This is a genomic window from Alphaproteobacteria bacterium (assembly GCA_023898745.1).
Classification (GTDB): Bacteria; Pseudomonadota; Alphaproteobacteria.
Genome location: CP060237.1, coordinates 50928 through 71557 on the forward strand (window position 1 = coordinate 50928; position 20630 = coordinate 71557).

Below are 20630 nucleotides of genomic sequence, written 5' to 3' on the forward strand. Positions count from 1 at the left end.
AATTTTATGAGATAATAAAACATAAAAGCATAATACACAAAACAATGGCAATCAATGACTTTATATTTACATCCGTAACTGGCGTGTCTGCAACAACCACAACTGTTGATCTAACTTATAAATTTACCTCACCAACCGCAGCGATCACCGCTATTGAAATCACTGTCAATCTTCATGGCAATCTTCTGAAATTTCTTCAACCTGTAAACATTGCTGCTGGAACAAATATTGAGGAAACTATTACTTTTTCAAACTTCCCTCCTTCAAGCGCACTATTATTAACTTCAACAAGATTTATATCAGCAACAGGAGATATAAGCATCCCAAACAATCTAAACCTTTTCACTCCAAGCGCAGAAAAAGATATTTTAGCTAAATTAGACAATATACAAACAGATGTAGATGATATTGATACAGTTCATCCTCTCACTTGGGTCGCCGCAATTGGCGCAGTGGTTGCGGCTGCTCTTGCGGGTGTAGCAATGGTTTATGCAATAAATGCCTTCAATACAGTCAAGGTTAAGACAAGCTAATTTGACTCACCTTCATTCTCAAACTGAATATTATTTTTCATCAACTCATCTCGAATGATCATAAACACTTTTTGCCTCAAAATATCGGTGTTCTCAGAAGATTTTGCTGTCGTTCTTACATGCACCTTAAACAGCCCATGAGCAATCTCTGAAATATACGCTTCTGGTTTGTTATTTTTCACCATACCATCAAAAGCCGTCAGATTTGTCACAATAGCTGCAAAGCTCTTATCTACATCAGTTTCCTTCACATGACTTGAAATATAAAAATCCACCAAAATAGGTTTTGTTTTCATCCGAGATTTATTTTTATATATATTCTGAACAATCAGTTTTGCATTTGGGATGTATACAATAGATTGATCTTTATGGCGAATAGCTGTTTGTTGAAAGCCAAAAGACTCTACTATACCTTCTGTGTTTTCAATAAAAATCTTATCGCCCTTAGAAAAGGGATTGCTGAATAAAATACCAATAGAACCAAAAAAGTTTGCGATGTATTCTCTAGCAGCAAATGAAATTGCAGCGGTTAAAAACCCCAAGAAAGAAATAAGAGAGGATAGTTTAAATTCATCTTGGGAATACTGCTTCAAAAGCGTTAAAATAGCTATCAAAACAATTATAAACTTTGAAATCTTTGTCAAAAAGTTTGTTAAATCAATAGAATCAGCCTCTTTTAAAAAATCGCTTTTTTGTCTCGTGTAAAGAAAAAATGCGCTCATAACTTCAAGCCCAATCACAACACTGCCTAAAACCACACCTGTGAAAATAATATTATATAACCAAAAATATTTGGTAATTTCATACAACGGATACATCGCTTTAGAAAGAATTAATATCTCAAGAGCAAAGAAAATTCTTGTTAATCTTTCTGTTAATAACGCAGCTAAACCTTCTGGCAAAAAACGAAACACCAAGTTTACAACAAACCTAGAAATTTCTTTTCTGAAATATGCCATCACCAAAAACACAACAAATAGCAAGAGGTATATAAAAAGCATAATTTTTTCAACAGATCTTTTGGGCATTGTAGCATACTTTTTTCGTGTATCATCCTGAGCAAATCCCAAGTCTATCCCTTTATTTCTTATCTTGAAAGTCGTATCGTTAAAGAAAGTATTATCACAAGAACCCTCATAATAGAGACAAAAAAATGAGCTGGGAAAAAACAAAAAAACAATTCACAAAAAAAAAGAAAAAAATTGCTACATTCTTTGCAAAAGTTAAGAGGATTCTAAAAATCATTTTCTTTACATTAACCGCAACAATTGCGTCGTTGATTTTTTTGCTCATTTACTACACACCCTCTTTGAACGAACTTTACACTGAGTTCAGAAAACCCGCTGTTGTGATTAAAGATCAATATGATAACACTCTAGCTGTCTACGGAGATTATTTTACAAATATCGTTCCATTGGATGAACTGCCCTCTTATGTGCCGCAAGCTTTTGTTGCAGTAGAAGATCGACACTTCTATCAACATCATGGAATTAGTATTACGGGCATTGCGCGAGCCATGTTTAAAAACCGCTTGGCAGGAAGAATTGTGCAAGGCGGATCTACCTTAACTCAGCAATTGGCTAAGCAAATTCTTGTAGGAAACAAACATTTTAACTATAACGACAAATCCTATAAACGCAAACTACAAGAGCTTATCTTGGCTATTCAGTTAGAATTAAAATTCTCAAAAAAAGATATCTTAACGTTATACCTTAACCGCGTCTATTTTGGCTCTGGGTGTTATGGGATTGACGCAGCTTCTCGACATTATTTTGATAAACACGCATCAAAACTGACGCTTTTTGAAGCGGCGATTTTGGCTGGTTTATTAAAAGCGCCATCTAAATACTCTCCTCACAACAACCAAGAACTGTGTTTAAAGCGCGCTAAAACTGTTTTAACTCTCATGAAAGAGTGTGATTATATTGATGACCCGGATAGATTCCTAGATATAAATAAAGAATTTAGCAGTCCTAATAGAAACTTAAGATATTTCACAGATTGGGTTTATGATTCAATCGGTCAATGTATTGATAAAGATAATATGGAAGATATTGAGGTTTTCACGACATTTGATGTAAAACTCCAGAAAAAAGCGTTGCGAGCTTGTAAAAAAGTTATGGAACAAGAAGGGTATAAATTAGGCGTTAAAGAAGTGGCGCTTGTCACTATGAGTCCTGATGGCGCTGTTCGCACAATGATCGGTGGCATTAACCATCGCAACAGCCAATTTAACCGTGTTACACAAGCGCAACGACAAGCAGGGTCAGCAATTAAGCCGCTAATATTTCTTGCTGCTCTAGAAAATGGTTATTCAACAGAAGATTATATTGATGACTCTCCTTTTGAAAAAGAAGACTCTTCATGGAAACCGTCTAACTTCCACTGGAAATCCGTCGGCTCTATTACCCTGCATGATGCACTTGTAAACTCTGTGAATGCTGTGCCTATAAGATTGACAGAAAACATTGGAATCAGACGCATACAAAATACACTCAAAAAAATGGGCATTTATACCAAACAACCAGATGATTTAACAATCGCCTTAGGATCAGGAGATGCAAATCTTATAGACCTCACGGCTGCTTATGCAAGCTTTACCAATGAAGGTTATTTACCTAGCCCTTATGGAGTGCTTTATATTAAAAATGCTAAGGGCGAAGTTATATATGAGCATATTGAAAACAAAGGTAAAAAAGTTATGTCCGACACCTCTCTAAGCCAGATGCGCGTTGCATTAAATGATATCGTGCAACGAGGAACAGGTCAACGCGCACAAATTGGTCGGCAAATTTCAGGCAAAACGGGAAGTAATAGAAACTCTGATGCATGGATGATTGGGTACTATGAAGAAAAGCCTAGCGCAGATAAGGATGAAGATTACGCTGACCGCGCAAATGATCTAGCATTTGGAATATGGGTTGGAGGCGACACACAGCGTGAAGAAGATACCATGGACGAACGTTCTCGTGGTGGGCGAATTCCTGCGATGATTGTAAAGGAATTCTTTTCACGTTAATCATGACTTTTCTGCAATAATTCCCACTTCCTCACGACCTTTATAGCCTTGTGGCGCTTCCCACATATCAGAGACAAAGTTTAAAGACAGCTCCTGACAAAAGATGGTCCTAAATCCAACGTTTTCAAACCACTTTTTTAAAATATCCTTATCAAAAAATTGAAATTTGCACCCTTGAAGCGTTTTTAATTTTTGCTTTGAAACGGTTGCTAGATTAACAAATGCCGCCATATTATCAACAAGCCCAGGAAACTTGCAATTTTTATCCTTTAGTCTTTTTTCAAAAACAGGAATAAATGACTGATATTTTATAGAATAAGGTGCTTTTGCAATAATATACGCCCTACCTCCCTTTTTTAAAAGTTTATAACACGCTTGAATTGCGTCAAGAACATCTTCTTGATAAAAATGTAAAACATGTGCCATTAAAATAGCATCATAACGACGATGCGGCTCCACACCTTGGAAACATACAGGAAAAGATCCTACGATATACTCCATGAATCGACCATTGGGATGTTTAGCGCGATAACGCTCTCTTATGATATTTATATGGTCTTCAGAGGTATCAACGACGGTGTAAGTTCCGTTAAATTTTTGATCTGCAGAAATAGTTATAGCCGTATTGCCATAAGCAGGACCAATCTCCAAAACATTGATTTTTCTTCGTGCGGTCCCACAAAATTTTATAAACTCTAAACTTATTGAATCAGGATTTGGATCCATACATCCTTTATTATTCAGTGTTTCTATCCGCTGATCTTTGTCATAAGACGGCAAAACAACTCCACATTTTTTCGCCGCTTCACCGAGCTCTTTTTGAAAAGAGTTCATAAAAAAAATTACTAGCATATCGAAGAATGTTAGCAATTCTATAAACAATTGGAAAGGAGGGTCCTCTCTACAATACAAATAGATTTTGTATAAACGCGCTTAAAATATCGTGCATCAAAAAGATTTTTCATACGTAGACCCTGAGTCACACAATAATCTAACTATTTTTCCACTAAAAACCTGTATAATAAGCTATAATCCAACCCACACTGCACAAACATGGGATTTAAATGCGGCATCGTAGGCTTACCAAATGTAGGAAAATCAACACTTTTTAATGCATTAATGAAAACCGTCAAGGCGCAATCTGAAAATTATCCATTTTGCACAATAGAACCTAATACGGGCATTGTTGCTGTGCCGGATGAAAGGCTTCAAAAAATCTCCTCTATCAGCAAGTCAGAAAAAACACTCCCAACATCCTTGGAAATTGTTGATATTGCGGGACTTGTGCGAGGCGCGCATAAAGGCGAAGGATTGGGAAATAAATTTTTGTCCCATATTCGCAGCGTTGATGCCATTATCCATGTTGTACGATGTTTTGATGATCCAAATATCATCCATGTAGATGATTCTGTAGATCCAATAAGGGATATTGAAACCATTGAAACTGAGCTTATGCTTGCAGACTTAGAATCATGCGAACGCCAAAAAGATAGTATTATGAAAAAAGCTAAGTCTGGCGACAAAGAAGCAAAAGAACGATTGCAATTATTAGAAGAAGCGCTCGCGCAACTCCAAAATGGCCAAAAAGCAACAAATAGCTCACTGGATCTCATCACAGCAAAGCCTGTGTTATTTGTATGCAACTCAATTGAAGCGCAAATCAATGAACATGTGAAACGTGTTCAGGAATATGCTTCAAAATCCAGCGCACCTGTAATTGTTTTATGCGCAAAAACAGAAGCGGAGCTATGCGCACTGACAGAAGAAGAAAAGCAAGAGTTTTTGGAAGCAATAGGACTATCTCAAAGCGGTTTGGATCGCGTAATTCAAGAAGGATATAAATTACTAGCTCTTATCACTTATTTCACATCTGGCCCTAAAGAAACACGCGCATGGACAGTGCAGAAACACACCAAAGCACCACAGGCAGCGAGCAAGATTCATACAGATATTGAACGCGGATTTATCCGAGCTGAAGTCATGTCATATGAAGATTTCGTTGCATATAATGGTGAAACCGGCGTGAAGAATGCTGGAAAATTGAGAGTGGAAGGTAAAGAGTATGAAGTGAAAGATGGAGATATTATTTATTTTAGGTTTAATGTATGAAGGGCTATGAAGCGCGTCGTCATAACGAGCGCTCGTTGGAGCGCGTGGTAATCCATATGGATGGCCAGAGCCTTTCAGGCCTCGCCATGACGGTGCAAGCGTGATCAAACTCATCTCCACAGGCAAAAAGTCCTGTCCTGATTTTAATGCATACACCAAGCGCATCAATCAATGGAAACTCCAAATCCTCACCTACAACAAAGCACCAAGATATCTTGAGTTAATTGAACCAAAGAAAGAAAAAATTGTTTTGCTGGATGAGCGTGGTAAACATATGACCTCCGTGCAATTTTCTGAATTTTTAGAACCCAATGAAAATCTATGTTTTATCGTAGGCGCTGCAACAGGCTTCCCAAAAGAATTGTTCTCTGTTCCGCATCAAAAAATTTCACTCTCCTCTATGACGTTTCCACATGAACTTGCTCGCATTCTACTAATTGAGCAAATCTACCGCGCGCAGCAAATATTGCGAAACCATCCATATCATAAAGACTAGCACCGAATCGTCATCACGAGGCGCAAAGCGCCGTGGTGATCCATAGTGGATGGCCACACCCGCCTACGGCGGATTCGCCATAACGGAGCGCTTATCACCCCCGCTCCTCTGCGACCATCTGATCGCCCTTCCAAATCCCTGTCCTTTCAAACTCATCAAACTGCGCGCGAATCATTTCTGGGTTAATTTCTATATGATCTCGCGCAGGTTTATATAAAATCCCTGTAAATCCAATTTTCCAAATCTCACAGCATTTTTTCACGCTCTCAAGATTCGATTTTTGGTCATCTACAAACAAAATATGTTTTGGCAAATTTTTACATCGCATAACGCGCTTAAAGAAGTTTGATAATACAATACCTTTTAATTGCTGACCTGAAAGTAAAACACCGCTTTTAAATTCAGGGTGTGGAAAGGGCAAGTTCTTAAAAATATAGTTTCTGAATTCCTGAGACATTTCTATGCCAAATTCTTTAAGAGGTCGTAAACGCTCTTTCCCAATATCCTTCACCTTACCAAAAGCACCTGTTGGATGGGATGTCAAACCTAAGACCGTATGCCCATCTCGCTTCCAATTTTCAATCCAATGCGGGATATTTGGATGCATCAACTTAAACCGCCATTGTCTCAACAAATTCCCCCAATGCTTCACATATGTCCCTTCATTTCTCCATTTCTTCTTATAAGCATGTCTTATACCTTGGCATCTGTGAGAAAGTGCCAAATCTTTACCCTCGAACAGAACATGGTTTAAATCCAATAAAACCCAATCCTGCGCATGGGATGGAATTTCCTCCCAATTTTTGCATCTTATAACCATAATTTATATATAATTTAAAAATCTCATGTTCATTATAACTTAATATTAAATTTATTTGTTTTTTAATATAAATTTTCGTTGTGATTTTTCTTATAGTAATTGAAGCTAATAGGAATCGATGCTATACTCAGCACCCCTATCAAGCCTAGCATCAAATAAAGATGTGTATAGAAAAACGGCAAAGAGCTTAAAAACACAAAAACGAGAATTTTTAATTGCTGTTTTGAAAATTGTACATATTTGAATGAAAAAACAGGAAGCTTTGATATCATTAAGGCGCCTGTTCCCCAAATAAGAACAAAGTTTAATGAAAAGTTTTTCAAGAATTCCCATTCAGTTTCTAAAAACAATAACAAAGGAATGGAAATAATATATCCACCCATAGGTGCAGGAACGCCGAAAAAATATTGTCTTTCAACATTTGGCGCATCTTCATCTATCATAGCGTTAAAACGAGCCAATCTTAATGCCATACAAACCGAAAAATACAAACAAACAGTCCAACCAACTTTTTGATGTGCTGATAATGCAAAATTGTACATAACAAACATTGGCGCCACACCAAAGCTCACCATATCAACCAAAGAATCTAAATAAGCGCCTAACTTACTTTTGACCTTTAGCAATCTGGCGGTTTTGCCATCCAAAAAATCCATCACACCCGCAATTAAAATCAAAATAATTGCCTTCTCAAATAAACCCTCGAAAGATACACGAATAGCCGTTAATCCTAAACACAAAGAAATGAGTGTAATAAAATTTGGAATCAAATTGCGGAGCTTGATCTCTTTTTGTTTTTGCCTAAGTCGCGCAACTCGCTTCTTAAATTTCATAAATCGCCGTTTCTCCTACGCGCACTTTTTGTCCAACTTGAATATATGGCTTAACAACTTTGTGAAAATACAAATCCACACGACTTCCAAAGCGTATAATTCCCAACTCTTCACCCTTTTCAACGCCCTGCCCTTCTTCAACCGAGCATACGATACGCCTAGCAATAACGCCTGCAATCTGTTTTACAGCCATCTTCTTGCCTTTATATTCAATCACTGTGGTGTTACTTTCATTCACCTCACTAGCCCTATCAAAAGCAGCATTCAAAAATTGACCTTTTTTATAGATCGTTTTTAAAATTGTTCCTGTAACAGGAGAGCGATTTACATGCACATCAAAAATGTTGAGAAAAATACTTACACGTGTAACGGGTCCATCGCCTAGATCGTAATCTTTTGGTGGGACAACATCTTGAATCAGCACAACTTTTCCAGAAGCAGGACTTACCATAACTTTTTCATTGACAGGCAAATGTGGTTGTGGATTTCTGAAAAAATAGAAAATCCAAATTGTTATAATAAACAAGGGATAAAAAAATGGTTTTACTTCCAAAAAAGCATAAACTGTACAAATCGCGCCTAAAATAACAAAAACGCGACCCTCTTTATGAATCGTCATAATATAATAACTCTCAAAGCATAAGTGAGTTTACTACCTTGCTATACAGGTTGCAAATACAGGTTAAAATCGGGTTAACATAAATAAAGAGGCGTAATTATGCGATAAGTCGTCATGGCGAGACCCCTTAGGGGTCGTGGCCATCCATCATGGATCACCACGGCGCTGCGCGCCTCGTGATGACGAGCGCATACAATCATAACGAAAAATATGGAACTTATAAAATTCTCAAAAGTTAGTTTTGGCTATCCTAATTTCCCTTATCTGTTGAGTCACTTTGATTTTTCTATACATCATGGTGATTATTATTATCTGACCGGTCGAAATGGGGCAGGAAAAACAACATTTTTGAAACTCATATATGGTGAAGAACAACCTATTCTTGGAGATCTATTTGTATTTGGCGTGAATACAAAACTTATGAACGAAGCAGAGCTTGCATCTATTCGTCAAAACATTGGTATTGTTTTTCAAGATTCAAAACTGATTCCACATCTCACCCTTTGCGAAAATATCGCCCTCCCCTTGCAAATTTTAGGTGAATATAAAAAATCTGCTATGGAAAAAGCAAAAGCACTTCTCGACTGGGTAGATATGTCATATGAATATGCAAAAAAACCTGACGAAATATCGGACGGCCAAAAAAAACGGGTTTGTATCGCAAGAGCAGTCATCACAAAACCGCTTATCATCTTGGCCGATGAACCAACGGCCAATTTAGATATTGAAAATTCACAAAAAATTATGAAACTACTTGAAACCGTTAATCAAAACGGCACACCTATCGTATGCGTTACACATCATGAAAATATCATCGAATGGTACCCTCACCCCAAAATCCTTTTAGATAAAGGCATTTTATTCTTTGAAAGCAAAGTAAAGAAAAAAAAGACTGCGTAACTCAACATTGTAAATTGCGCATAAATTGTTTAACTTGAAGGTAGCGGTTTGCGCATATTTATACAGAACTTAGGGCGATTTTGTAAATATGAGCAAAACTTTTCCAAGCTAACCTAAACAGCCCTTGAAATGAAAAGAAAACATGGAACAAGAACTAAATTTTGAAGAATTATTGAATTCAATCCCTAAAAGCGGAAAAAACTTTGAAGGCTTCCTAACGAAAGGAACTATTGTAGATATCAGAGACGATATGGCCGTTGTAGATGCTGGTCTCAAAGCTGAAGGCAGAGTATCTCTTGCAAATATTAAAAAATTTGAAAAGCGCGAAGATATTAAAGTTGGAGATGTGATCGACGTGTACGTTGAACGCCTAGAAAATAATCTTGGCGATATCGTTTTGAGCGTTGAAAAAGCAAACCGTGAAAAAGTATGGCTTAAACTTGAAAACGCTATGAAAGATGGAACAAGCATCACAGGTGTAATTTACGCCTTTGTAAAAGCTGGTTTTTCTGTAAACATTGATGGTGTTGTTGGATTCTTGCCTAAGAGTCAACTTGACGTAAGACCAATTAAAGATACGCAAGAGATTCTCAATGTTCCGCTTGAATTCAAAATTATTAAAGTAGACCGCGCTCGTAACAATGTTGTTGTATCAAGGCGCGCTCATCTAGAAGATGAAAGAGCGGATGCGCGCATGCAATTTGTTCAAGATCTCGAAGAAAATCAAATAGTTGAAGGTGTGGTGAAAAATATCACAGATTACGGTGCATTCGTAGATCTTGGGGGTGTTGATGGTCTATTGCACGTTATTGATATTTCCTGGAAGAGAATCAACCATCCATCTGATGTATTAAAAGTTGGAGACACAATTAAGGTAAAGGTTATTCGCTTCAATAAAGAGACAGGAAGAATTTCTCTTGGTATGAAACAACTTGGACAAGATCCTTGGCTTGAAATTAAAGATTCGCTGAAAATTGGCGATGAGGTAACAGGTGAGATTACAAACCTAACTGACTATGGCGCATTCGTTCAGCTAGAGCCAGGTATCGAAGGCTTAATTTACATTACAGAAATTAGCTGGACAAAGAAAAATGCTCATCCTGCTGAGTTTTTGAAACAAAATCAAAAAGTAAAAGTAAAAATTATGGATGTAGATTTAGAGAAAAAACGCGTTAGCTTAAGTTATAAGCGCTGTCTTCCTAACCCATGGCAAGCCTATCTTGAGGCACATCCAGCAGGCACTGTAGTAAAAGGGCAGGTAAAAAATGTAACTGAATTCGGTATATTCGTTTCACTTACGCCTGAATTGGATGGAATGGTTAATCTTCTTGATTTAGAGACTGCACATAAAAACACAGCTAATGCAACGGAAATGTATCAAAAAGGGCAAGAAATTGAGGTAGTTGTATTGGATGTAAGTCCTGAAAAAGAACGCATCAGCCTTGGTTTAAAAAAAAATGAATCAAAAGACACTGTAGTAAAAAAAGAGTCTGCAAAAGCTGATTAATTCAGCTCTCCCCCATATAAAAATTTAAAAATTATCTCAAATAAAGCCTAAGTTAAATATATATTTCTAAAGGCGGGTCAGAAATAATCTAACGTTTTTTTAAGTAAATTTGCAATAGACAAACTAAAAAAGATAAAAAAATATACACAATTTTAATTATATGCATTGGAATATAGGTAGCATGCCTCGTAAGCAACTTTAGTGGAGAGATTTGTGTATCTATTTCAATTAGAACTAGAAAACAAAAAGCGAGTTTTTGCTGAGAAGATATGTCCAAATCATGATAGTATAAGATCGCCGCCGCAGTAAAAACACACGCATTTTTTTCTTTATTTATATTTATTTGATTACCCTACAAACACAAATGAATAGATGGGCGGCTAAAAAGCCGCCTTTTTTATTTAAAACACAAGAAAAGTGTCAACAACTCCTGTTTCCCGGAATGGGATATGAGCCAACACACGCCCATTTGGGGCAATAAGCCCTGATACCCCTGCATTCACACTTCTTACAAATGGCTTTTTCTCTTCAATCGCCCTACACCTTGCAAGGTGAAAATGCTGATAAGGACCATTTGATATCCCAAACCATGCATCATTTGATACAGCTACAATCCATTTGGCATCTCGATAACTCTTCAGCAAATAAGGAAAAGCTGTTTCATAACATATCAGGGGCGCAGCTTTAGGTATAGTATTTAGCACATTTTTAAATATACCTGGCTCACATGAACGCGTTCCATGCGATAATCTTGGAATCCATGAAAGAGGTGTATACTCACCAAATGGCACTAAATACTGCTTATCATAAGTCGACACAATATCTCCTATATGATCCAAAGCAGAAACACATACGTGCAGACCTGTTTCAATACGCAAGTGCCCTAAAAGCAATTGAGTGCCTTCTGGAATAATTTGAGAAATTTTACCACGCAATTCTGGATAACTATATAAGCAGTTTAAGACTGATGATTCTGGCCATACGATAAATGCTACCCTATCACCTTTTAATGAAAGTTCCATAATTTCATCTGTGTGATCTTCTAATATCTTTGTGTCTCGGGAGAAATTTGTTTGCACAATTTTCACGGTATAAGGAGATCGCTGAAATTCTATGCGCTGATAAAAATAATGATCTACTATCAAAACACAAGATAAGCCTAAAAAACCAAATTGAATCTTTTTTGGAAAATCTTTTATTTGGCTTAAAAGTAGCGTATAAGCAGACATTCCAATAACACCAACAAACCTCAAGCTCGATAGCCACAAAGTCGCAGTATAACCAATAAAATTCCACGGAAACAACAAACTGCTAAATGACCGCACTAAATCTAATAGCATAAATGGAATTATCCAGTATTTTCGGCCACCTACCCTCAAAGCAATAGGAAATTGAAGCGCTAAAATTAAACTTATAGCAAAGCTCACAAATGGGACAAAAAAACTAAGATCAACACCAATAGTATATTTGGCAAAATTCAGTGATTGCCCTACCCAAAATAAACTTACTGTATGAAACGCAATACCAAATAAGTAAAACCCTTTGTAAGTTTTGGGTAATTGATTCAGACCAATCAAACCTATAAGAGCTAAAACTGTGCTAGCGGATGACATCTCAATGCCTTCAAATATATTAAAAGCACTACCTAAAATTGCGCCAAAAAGCAGGTAATAAATACTCATAACTTTAAAATATCTTTGATGCCTTTCACCATTTTACTTGCTTTGATTTGAGCCTTTTCACGACCCTCTTCCAAAACCTTTGTTACACTCGCTCTGTCTTCTTGATAGGTTTTAGCTTTTTCGCGAATTGGCCCTACCACATTTATCAAAGCATCAGATAGCTCTTTTTTTAAGAATGCGAAGTTTTTTCCTTCAAAATACTTAACAGTCTGCTCCATCGTAAATTTCATCGACATTGCATAAATGGTGTATAAATTTTTCACTGCCGGACGATCTTCTAATTCATTCATAGTTTCTGGCAGAGTAGGAAAAGAGTCAGATGTAGCTTTTTTAACTTTTTCAATAATCAACTCATCTGAATCCAGTAAATTGATACGCTCATAATCTGATGCATTCGATTTGCCCATTTTTTGGTCTGCATGCCGTAAACTCATAATTCGCGCGCCCATTTTTTGAATCATCGGCTCTGGAACCGTGAAAATATCATGCTTATATTTGCTATTCATACTAATCGCAATATCACGTGCCAACTCTACGTGCTGCTTTTGATCCTCACCAACAGGCACATGCGTTGCATCATATAACAACACATCAGCCGCCATAAGTGTTGGATAAGCGTATAGCCCTAAATTCGCTTTTTCTTTATTGGAGGCTTTCTCCTTAAATTGTGTCATGCGATTCAACCAACCCATAGATGTATGACATGCTAAAATCCACGCAAGCTCAGTATGCTCCTGTATATGACTTTGAATAAAAATAGACCCAGGTTTAATACCGCATGCCAAATAAAGCGCTGCTGTATCATAAGTGCTTTTTTGAATATCTTGCCCTTGATCTGTTGTTAAGGCATGTAAATCCGCCATAAAAAACAAACACTCTGCGTTACCTTGAAGTGTTAACCAGTTTTGTATTGCGCCAAAATAATTTCCTATATGCAAAACACCAGTTGGTCGTATCCCTGAAACAATTTTCATCAAAAAATCCGTTGGTCCTTTTATACTATGTTAACGCATTTGCCCTATTTTTAAAAAAAACCTATAATGGAGTGAAAAGGAGGTGATATTTATGCTCGTTAACGTTTACGAAAATGACGTTGATCAAGCTTTGCGCGCATTAAAAAAGAAAATGCAACGCAATGGTATCAATTATGATATGAAGCGCATTCGTCATTATGAAAAACCTTCAGAACGCAAGAAGCGTCGCAAAGAAGAATCCATGAGAAAACTCATGAAACGCAAGAGACAGGAAAAAGCTTTCGTATCTTAAAACACCGTCATGGCGAGACCCTTTAGGGTCGTGGCCATCCACTAGATCACCACGGCGCCTCGTGATGACGAAAATCAGCTTCTTGACTATTCCCTCTAAAATCACTAGTATACTGGTAAGGCGCATTTGTAGATGCAGCAGACTGGGTCAGGTTCGAAAGAAAGCAGCCCTCGCTGATAACGCAAGATGCGCCCCTTTTTTTATTAATGTTATCCTTGAAACATAACGCAGGATGACGCAGGGTTAGGACATGTTTGCATTAAAGTATAGACCTAAAAAATTAGCCGAGGTTAAAGGACAGGAAACAACGGTTGAAACGCTTAAAAACTCTTTAAAAACAAATCGCTTACCTCACGCAATTGTCTTATCCGGTATACGCGGGATCGGAAAAACCACCCTCGCCCGCATCATTGGAAAAGCACTTAATTGCGAAAACCTTCAAGACGGTGATGCATGCTTAGAATGCGCTTCTTGCAAAGCGTTTGAGCAAGATGCGCATCTTGATATTATTGAAATCGATGCTGCTAGCCATACGGGTGTGGATAACATGCGTGAGCTCATTCAATCTAGCCAATATAAAGCGGTAACAGGAAAATCGAAAGTCTTTATTATTGACGAAGCACACATGCTTTCTAAAAGCGCATTTAATGCCTTGTTAAAAACCTTAGAAGAACCTCCTGCGCATACATATTTTATTTTAGCCACAACAGAAATTCATAAAATCCCTGCAACAATTCTTTCACGTTGTATGCATTTGAATTTATCCCCATTCTCAGCTTTGCAAATTCAAGAACATCTTGAACGCGTTTTGAAGCAGGAGGGCATTCCATTTGAGCCTGATGCATTAAACGAAATTGTAATGGCGTCTTCAGGCTCTATGCGTGATGCCTTAACGCTTTTAAATCAAATTGTCATTTTCAATCAAAATGTTTCTAAAGAAAGCGTTCATAACGTTGTTTCCTTGACCTCTGAAGATCAAATTCTGACAGTTTTAGACTTGCTTTTCCAAGGTAATGTTGAAGGTGCGCTAGAAATTGTTCACAAAAATACTAAGGACACAACGGTGTTTTTGCAACAGATTATGGATGCTATGTATAGCCTCATCTGTGAAAAACAAAACATCAGAACAGGATTAATCCACAAAGAGCTTGTGGAAAAAATTAAAGAACATTTAGATCTCCCTACACTCTTCCAAATCTGGCATCTCTTGCATGATGGTTATCAAGAACTTGTAGAATCTCCATTGAAATCACAGACCTTAGACATGATTCTGATGCGCATCGTTTACGTGGATGATTTCGTAAAAAAAAAAGCTTAAAAACGCCTGAGTTTAAAACCTTTGCAGACCTGGCTTTTGCTTTAAAAGACCCTAAAGAGCCGTTATTTTACTCAAATTTAGAAAAATACGTGCGTGTTTACACCTTCAAACCTGGTCTTATTTCACTTACTCTATCCGAATTACCGAGAACATTTATCACAACACTTAAAGATAAAATTTATGCCTTAACTGGAACTCGTTGGACCATTGATGTGATAGAGGAAGATGTAAAACCAACCTCATCATTAATGGAGCAATCTATATCTGAAAATGAACAGATTAAAAAGGAGTTTTTGGCACTTCCTGAAATTCAAAAAATTCTTAAAAAGTTTCCGCAAACAAAAATTGAAGTGGAAGAATAATGAACTTTGCGCCGTCATGGCGAGCGAAGCGTGACCATCCATGGATCACCACGGCTCTACGCGCCTCGTGATGATGTGTGTCTTATGACCTACCCTTCCCTTGTTGCTTAATAATCTGCCCAGCAAGCCTCACCTGCTCACTTGCAAGCATATATTGTTTTCTTGCTAACAGTTCCTCTAAATCATCAATTTTGCGCAACAGGGTTTTCTCTTGATCCAAGTCTTCTTCAGCACTTTCATATTCTTCTTCAATCCCTGGCATACTGACTCCATCATCTCTTTCACCCAAAGAAATTGAATCAACCGGGGATGTTTCTAGCGTAACTTTTTCTTTATGCTCAAGACGATACTCAAAAATACCTACGAGCTCATTCAGACATCCAATAAATTCTTGAAATGTTGGCGCTTCTTTAATGCGCGTATTCAAAAACATTTTAATATCTTGAATCTCTTCGAAACAGTCTTCAACCAACTCTTTCATTGTCTCTATTTCTTTATCTGAAACAAAATTTAATTTCTTACGTAACTTATCAATATTTTGCTCTTTAGGAAATAATGTATGTCGCCATATATCTAACGTTAAAGCTTGATCGCCTCTTAAGCTAACACGCAAAATACGATCCACATATACACGCTCAATCCATTCAAATAAAGAAATTCGTGTGCTCTCATCTAGCGGATGAAATGCGCCAAAAAACTTTTTCACAAACTTATTCACAAGCGTCAATGCCGATAACAAATTCTCAAAGTTATTAGAAAAACACTCTGTATACCAAACAAGAATCTGCAAATCCTTGCTTTTTGTTTGCAGTATTTTGCCTGTTTTTTCTTTTAAAGCATCCCAATTGGCAGACTTTAATGGTCGCGCCCATATATCATATGAAACAGAATGGTCTTCTTCTTTTCTCAGTTGTTTTAAGGCGTCAAATTCTTCAGTATGCCTTATATTGTCCCCACAAGGCTTTTCTTTTGAAATAGGGTTTAAAATATCGTTATTCATGAACAACCTCCTTCGTCTTCCTTAATATCTGGAGCATCTTTTGGAACTTCACCTAACTCAATGTATTCTTTTTGATCTTTTGGCGTTAAACCATCTTGCATAAATCTAATTTTATTATAACCTATAAAATTAGATCCATCACCCTGTGGCACCTCAAATTTTAAAATTTCTCCTTGAAGCATATGAAATGTTCTATGGAAATGCAGCAAAGAAAAAATGGACCAATTATTCCTATAAGAAAAGACCGCTTTTCGTCCCTGGATCTTAAGATATTGTTGCATTGGATCCGAAGCTGGTAATACATCCTCATCTTGTACCCATTTAAATGCAATCTCGTTGACATCATCATTACACCACCTAAATCCAACTTCAATTGCATCACCAAATCGCCATCTTAAAGATTTATTTTGCTTGCTTACAAAAATAAGTTCTTCACCATTGTGGGGTGTGAATGTAAAATCTATCACATTCTCACCATTTCGCTCCTGCTCTTGATTCACACGAAACTCTAACTCAAGATGCACTTCTGGCACATCCACTTTCTTTTCAATAAATGCACTAAAAAACTTTCTGAGCTTGTCCATATCTTGAACCCATTTCCATGCATCCATATAACTTTTTCCAGCTTTCAATTTCACAAAGACTTTCTCTGCATTTCCTCCGAGATTGTCATACATCTCAAAAAACTCACGCACATCTGTAAGGCTTACTTCATTTTTAGGGTCATTCCCAAAAGGGAATTTACCTTTTAAACGTCGCATAAAAAAGGCGCGTAATTTATGGTAATTACGAATTGAGCGCGCTTTTAAAATTTTCTCTGAACGCTTTAACATCATATAACGCACTTTTGCCCTTTGTCGTTTAAAGAAATTCAAAGATTTTAACGCTAGAGTTTGCTCTCGAAGTTCAGAAAATAATTTCTCTTCAGAATAGCTTTCTATATCCTCTCGAATAAAATGCTCCAAATCGTCTAGGTCATTATCTTTTTGATTCTTCTCTTTTGCATCAATCGCCCTAATAATACTCTCCCATTTCATCACCATATCTGGATCATTCAATTCTGCTTTTAATGCATCCGAACTTAAGAATACAACCAAAGGTTGCGCTAACTCTTTTAAAAACTTCAATCTTTGGAATTGCGTGCCTAAATATTTACCTAACGCTTCCTTACCCGTCACGCCAAAAATTTCAAACGCCTCATTGGTTTCGCCACTCCATTGCGATGCATCTTTTGCTTCATAAAGCGCATCAGCTTCTAAAACTTGATCGATTAGCTTTAAGAAATACAAAGCCGCTTTACTTAACTCTTCTCTTAAGAACACAAACTCACCGCCGCGCCCTTTTGCCAGTGTTAAAATTTCAGTCCATTCTTTTTCAAAACGCTTAATATAAGATTTTTTCTGACGCAAATATCGCTCAATATCTAACGGACCTGCATGCAAATCAATCGCTTTTTCTATAGACAAATTCTTCATCAAAGACGCCTTGATAAATAAACTAGCTGCTCTTTCAAAGATAACCTTTAACTTTGGCGTCAAAACCGCAGGAACATTCGTAAGATCAAGTTTTTGACTCACTTGCTCAAAAATTTGATCAACAGTTAATCCATCCCAAACAAAGATTTCATCCTCTCTTACATATGGTGTTAATTTCATTTTTTCTGAAGCGAGCGGTGTCATATGATTCAAAAACCTTAGCGATCTTTCAAGCGCAAAAACACCATCCGAATAGGTCTTTTTTGCTAAAGCATCTTTAGATAGATTTGCATAGAAGAATTTATTCAATCCTGTTAAAGCTTTTTTTAACACATCAAATCCTTGATTAAATCGTGCAAGCACTAGATGCACAATTTCCCCACCAAATAATTGATTGTTTTTAATCATTTCCATCAATTTTGAAAACTCATTATCGGCATGCAATCCTGGATCAAAATAGGTTTCATCCACCCAAAGTGTTTTTGAATTTTTTAACATGTTCATATGATTGGATAATATAACACTTGATTCCTGCAATTCTTCAATTGACACGTATAAATTATGATCAGCAGGGTTAAATGTTTGCTCCAGCTTTTTTAATTTACCAATTAGACTATTTGGATTTTTATCCTCAAAAAGATTATTATATAAATTCTGAAAAAGTAACGCTAAATTCTTGCGATATTGACTGCGATATTTTGTCATATCAATTTTTGGTAAATCTTTATGACCTAAAAATTGATTGATGCGATGGAAGTTTTCTTTGAAATCTTCAGGCAAAGCATCGCCAAAACAATAGTGAAACAGCTCATTAAACTCCCGAATAGAAGTTCCAGAACCTAAGCGATTATATTTCTGTACATACGCAAGCAAACGATCTAATTCAATTACATATGCCGCCAAAGACCTAAATCCATTTGAATCTGTAGGAAAAATAAGCGCACCTAAATTCTCTTGCATACTTTCTTTTTGAAGGTTTAGATATAAAAACTGTTTTGTTTTCTGTTCTAGATGTGTGTAAAGCGATCCAACAATAAGTAGCTGCACCGCTTTGTGAATTGTTGTATTAAGATAATCTCGATATCCGCTAAACCACGTAGATGGTATAAATACAGAAAAAAACATAAAGCGCTTTGATGTGACTTCTGAAAGATTCGTCAAATTGCGTAATGTTTCTTCAGATATGTATCTTAACTTCTCTGCTTGATTTGCTTTAACATCATGCATTTGATCGGCAAGTTTTACAAATTCAAGGAGGACAGGTCTCACTTTATCTTTCTGCGCATCAAACCTTTGTTTCGCACGCCAAAAACCACCTGCACATAAAAGCGCCATAACGCTTAACCCAACTTGCATCTTTCTAAAGCTTGCGCGTTTATCCTGCATAAGATGAACAAGCGGATATACAATCCCCTGCTCCATAAAGATTTTCTCTTGCATAATATCTTTGGCAAATAACACAGTTTTTTGATCATTAGATCCTGTAAAGTAAAAGCCTCTTAAAATAGGAGAATGCTCTTCTAAATAATTGTCAAAAATTGTATTGAGATAAAAGGATAGATTCCCCCTTATACTCAACAGTTCATGTGCAAAAGAAAATAAACGCCCTGCCGTTTTTGCATCATCCATACCAACAAAGATCTGCGATAAAATTTGATCCAGCTTTTTCGCTAGCCCATACAGCCCATCTTCAACACTTTTTTGATCAAAGCGATCTATACTCCAGCCCAAAGAATTATTAAGCTGCGTAATATCCAAAGCGCCTGTGAAATCTCCAAAACCTGGCACAATATCTGTTTTAGTAAGAAACACATATACAGGCACACATATGCCTAGTGTCTCCTGCAATGCTTTCAGCTTTTCTTTAATCGAAAATGCACGTCTTTGGATATCAACCTTGGATAAAGCTGTTTCCCCATAAAGCTCCGTCATCGGAATTGTTAAAACAACACCATTGATTGGACGCTCCATACGATAGCGTGCTAATAACAAAAGAAACGTTCGAAAGCCTTTTTCATCTACTTTTTCCTCTTCTTTTTTAAGGAAAAATCGACCATTCAGATCTACCATAACCGCATCATTCAAAAAACTAAAGCAACAATATTTTTTCACATCCTCTTGATCAAAGTCCGGCATTACACCGCCTAAATCTCGCTCTAATGTATCCAATAAAAGTGTTTTGCCTGAATCGTTTGAGCCTAAAACAGCAAACCAAGGAAGCTCGTACTTATCTTGAAAATTTTGCTCAAAAAATCTTTGCGCTTTAAAAAATGCTTGAGAAAACGAACCGCTCTTAAAGTATTTTTGAAATGGGCCCAATAAACCACATAAAAATGGCGGAAGCTGAAACTCGTCTACTGACTGATCTGCGCTACACGTAGTTGAAACCTTTCTACCATCTCCATGCTCCACTTTTACTGTATGAATAGGCTGAATATAGCCTGATTTCTTCGCCCTAATAATAACCACAACAAGAGTTATAAATAGGATAACAGCAACCATAACCGCAATCAAAATAAATGTCGATAAAGCACCTTTATGATTCATGAGAATTGAACTGAGGGTATGTGCGAAATGATCAAACATTTACTGTAACCCCTTCACACTTCGTCATCACGAGGCGCGTAGCGCCGTGGTGATCTATAATATGGATGGCCACGCCGCCTTTGCTAAAGCTGCGGCATGCTCGCC

At 37.0% G+C, this 20630-nt stretch carries 18 protein-coding genes and 1 other RNA gene; 10 read left to right on the forward strand and 9 right to left on the reverse strand.

Annotated elements, in window-relative coordinates; translation table 11 throughout:
* Positions 1 to 44: 44 nt before the first annotated feature.
* Positions 45 to 533 carry a hypothetical protein gene (locus tag H6850_00290; protein ID USO02427.1) on the forward strand — a complete coding sequence of 163 codons (489 nt, stop codon included), beginning with the start codon at positions 45 to 47 and terminating at the stop codon, positions 531 to 533.
* On the opposite strand, the gene H6850_00295 is transcribed toward H6850_00290, so the two are convergent.
* Entirely contained in the window at positions 530 to 1534 is a 1005-nt protein-coding gene (locus H6850_00295; protein USO02428.1) for a mechanosensitive ion channel, read from the reverse strand. The genes H6850_00290 and H6850_00295 overlap by 4 nt on opposite strands.
* A 152-nt stretch (positions 1535 to 1686) precedes the next feature.
* Between H6850_00295 and H6850_00300 the strand changes: the two genes are divergently transcribed.
* The gene (locus H6850_00300) at positions 1687 to 3552 is read left to right on the forward strand and encodes a transglycosylase domain-containing protein (protein ID USO02429.1); all 1866 of its coding nucleotides are present in this window, start codon (positions 1687 to 1689) and stop codon (positions 3550 to 3552) included.
* Here H6850_00300 and H6850_00305 read toward each other — a convergent pair whose 3' ends face one another.
* Positions 3553 to 4386 (reverse strand): class I SAM-dependent methyltransferase, encoded by an 834-nt coding sequence (locus H6850_00305; GenBank protein USO02430.1) that lies wholly within the window; start codon positions 4384 to 4386, stop codon positions 3553 to 3555.
* A gap of 219 nt (positions 4387 to 4605) precedes the next feature.
* On the opposite strand from H6850_00305, the gene ychF reads away from it, so the two are divergent.
* Together ychF and H6850_00315 are read left to right on the forward strand one after the other, a co-directional pair.
* On the forward strand, positions 4606 to 5661 hold the full coding sequence (gene ychF, locus H6850_00310) for a redox-regulated ATPase YchF (GenBank protein USO02431.1): 1056 nt from the start codon (positions 4606 to 4608) through the stop codon (positions 5659 to 5661).
* A 100-nt stretch (positions 5662 to 5761) separates the two neighbouring features.
* The gene (locus H6850_00315) at positions 5762 to 6157 is read left to right on the forward strand and encodes a 23S rRNA (pseudouridine(1915)-N(3))-methyltransferase RlmH (protein USO02432.1); all 396 of its coding nucleotides are present in this window, start codon (positions 5762 to 5764) and stop codon (positions 6155 to 6157) included.
* Between the two features lie 94 nt (positions 6158 to 6251).
* Here the strand turns inward: H6850_00315 and H6850_00320 are convergent, their stop codons facing one another.
* The 3 genes from H6850_00320 to H6850_00330 form a co-directional block, all read right to left on the reverse strand.
* Positions 6252 to 6977 carry a DUF2608 domain-containing protein gene (locus H6850_00320; protein USO02433.1) on the reverse strand — a complete coding sequence of 242 codons (726 nt, stop codon included), beginning with the start codon at positions 6975 to 6977 and terminating at the stop codon, positions 6252 to 6254.
* A gap of 62 nt (positions 6978 to 7039) precedes the next feature.
* Positions 7040 to 7810: a phosphatidylcholine/phosphatidylserine synthase gene (locus H6850_00325; GenBank protein ID USO02434.1), complete on the reverse strand. Its 771-nt coding sequence runs from the start codon at positions 7808 to 7810 to the stop codon at positions 7040 to 7042.
* On the reverse strand, positions 7800 to 8429 hold the full coding sequence (locus H6850_00330; GenBank protein ID USO02435.1) for a phosphatidylserine decarboxylase family protein: 630 nt from the start codon (positions 8427 to 8429) through the stop codon (positions 7800 to 7802). The genes H6850_00325 and H6850_00330 overlap by 11 nt, the downstream gene beginning before the upstream one ends.
* Before the next feature lie 210 nt (positions 8430 to 8639).
* On the opposite strand from H6850_00330, the gene H6850_00335 reads away from it, so the two are divergent.
* Both H6850_00335 and H6850_00340 read left to right on the forward strand, forming a co-directional pair.
* Positions 8640 to 9329: an ATP-binding cassette domain-containing protein gene (locus H6850_00335; protein USO02436.1), complete on the forward strand. Its 690-nt coding sequence runs from the start codon at positions 8640 to 8642 to the stop codon at positions 9327 to 9329.
* Between the two features lie 142 nt (positions 9330 to 9471).
* Positions 9472 to 10836 (forward strand): 30S ribosomal protein S1, encoded by a 1365-nt coding sequence (locus tag H6850_00340; GenBank protein USO02437.1) that lies wholly within the window; start codon positions 9472 to 9474, stop codon positions 10834 to 10836.
* Positions 10837 to 11237: 401 nt separating this feature from the next.
* Here the strand turns inward: H6850_00340 and lnt are convergent, their stop codons facing one another.
* Together lnt and trpS are read right to left on the reverse strand one after the other, a co-directional pair.
* The gene (lnt, locus tag H6850_00345; protein ID USO02438.1) at positions 11238 to 12518 is read right to left on the reverse strand and encodes an apolipoprotein N-acyltransferase; all 1281 of its coding nucleotides are present in this window, start codon (positions 12516 to 12518) and stop codon (positions 11238 to 11240) included.
* Complete coding sequence (gene trpS / locus H6850_00350) at positions 12515 to 13492, reverse strand: tryptophan--tRNA ligase (protein ID USO02439.1); 978 nt, start codon at positions 13490 to 13492, stop codon at positions 12515 to 12517. Before trpS ends, lnt begins: the two co-directional genes overlap by 4 nt.
* A gap of 91 nt (positions 13493 to 13583) precedes the next feature.
* Between trpS and H6850_00355 the strand changes: the two genes are divergently transcribed.
* The 4 genes from H6850_00355 to H6850_00370 all read left to right on the forward strand — a co-directional run bounded on the left by H6850_00355 (position 13584) and on the right by H6850_00370 (position 15464).
* Positions 13584 to 13784, forward strand: coding sequence for a 30S ribosomal protein S21 (locus H6850_00355; GenBank protein ID USO02440.1), 201 nt, complete (start codon positions 13584 to 13586; stop codon positions 13782 to 13784).
* A gap of 111 nt (positions 13785 to 13895) precedes the next feature.
* Positions 13896 to 13990: signal recognition particle sRNA small type (gene ffs / locus H6850_00360), an RNA gene on the forward strand.
* Between the two features lie 44 nt (positions 13991 to 14034).
* Entirely contained in the window at positions 14035 to 15102 is a 1068-nt protein-coding gene (gene dnaX / locus H6850_00365) for a DNA polymerase III subunit gamma/tau (protein USO02441.1), read from the forward strand.
* Between the two features lie 29 nt (positions 15103 to 15131).
* Positions 15132 to 15464 (forward strand): hypothetical protein, encoded by a 333-nt coding sequence (locus H6850_00370; GenBank protein USO02806.1) that lies wholly within the window; start codon positions 15132 to 15134, stop codon positions 15462 to 15464.
* An 82-nt stretch (positions 15465 to 15546) separates the two neighbouring features.
* Here the strand turns inward: H6850_00370 and H6850_00375 are convergent, their stop codons facing one another.
* Together H6850_00375 and H6850_00380 are read right to left on the reverse strand one after the other, a co-directional pair.
* On the reverse strand, positions 15547 to 16464 hold the full coding sequence (locus tag H6850_00375; protein ID USO02442.1) for a type VI secretion system ImpA family N-terminal domain-containing protein: 918 nt from the start codon (positions 16462 to 16464) through the stop codon (positions 15547 to 15549).
* Positions 16461 to 20525, reverse strand: a complete 4065-nt coding sequence (locus H6850_00380) for a hypothetical protein (protein USO02443.1) — start codon at positions 20523 to 20525, stop codon at positions 16461 to 16463. The genes H6850_00375 and H6850_00380 overlap by 4 nt, the downstream gene beginning before the upstream one ends.
* Between the last annotated feature and the right edge of the window lie 105 nt (positions 20526 to 20630).

Coding starts and splice junctions, on each gene's coding strand:
- trpS (USO02439.1), bottom strand. CDS start 13,492: ATGAAAATTGTTTCAGGGATACGACCAACTGGTGTTTTGCATATAGGA.
- dnaX (USO02441.1), top strand. CDS start 14,035: ATGTTTGCATTAAAGTATAGACCTAAAAAATTAGCCGAGGTTAAAGGA.
- H6850_00375 (USO02442.1), bottom strand. CDS start 16,464: ATGAATAACGATATTTTAAACCCTATTTCAAAAGAAAAGCCTTGTGGG.
- H6850_00325 (USO02434.1), bottom strand. CDS start 7,810: ATGAAATTTAAGAAGCGAGTTGCGCGACTTAGGCAAAAACAAAAAGAG.
- H6850_00330 (USO02435.1), bottom strand. CDS start 8,429: ATGACGATTCATAAAGAGGGTCGCGTTTTTGTTATTTTAGGCGCGATT.
- H6850_00355 (USO02440.1), top strand. CDS start 13,584: ATGCTCGTTAACGTTTACGAAAATGACGTTGATCAAGCTTTGCGCGCA.
- lnt (USO02438.1), bottom strand. CDS start 12,518: ATGAGTATTTATTACCTGCTTTTTGGCGCAATTTTAGGTAGTGCTTTT.
- H6850_00305 (USO02430.1), bottom strand. CDS start 4,386: ATGAACTCTTTTCAAAAAGAGCTCGGTGAAGCGGCGAAAAAATGTGGA.
- H6850_00380 (USO02443.1), bottom strand. CDS start 20,525: ATGTTTGATCATTTCGCACATACCCTCAGTTCAATTCTCATGAATCAT.
- H6850_00300 (USO02429.1), top strand. CDS start 1,687: ATGAGCTGGGAAAAAACAAAAAAACAATTCACAAAAAAAAAGAAAAAA.
- H6850_00335 (USO02436.1), top strand. CDS start 8,640: ATGGAACTTATAAAATTCTCAAAAGTTAGTTTTGGCTATCCTAATTTC.
- ychF (USO02431.1), top strand. CDS start 4,606: ATGGGATTTAAATGCGGCATCGTAGGCTTACCAAATGTAGGAAAATCA.
- H6850_00320 (USO02433.1), bottom strand. CDS start 6,977: ATGGTTATAAGATGCAAAAATTGGGAGGAAATTCCATCCCATGCGCAG.
- H6850_00290 (USO02427.1), top strand. CDS start 45: ATGGCAATCAATGACTTTATATTTACATCCGTAACTGGCGTGTCTGCA.
- H6850_00340 (USO02437.1), top strand. CDS start 9,472: ATGGAACAAGAACTAAATTTTGAAGAATTATTGAATTCAATCCCTAAA.
- H6850_00295 (USO02428.1), bottom strand. CDS start 1,534: ATGCTTTTTATATACCTCTTGCTATTTGTTGTGTTTTTGGTGATGGCA.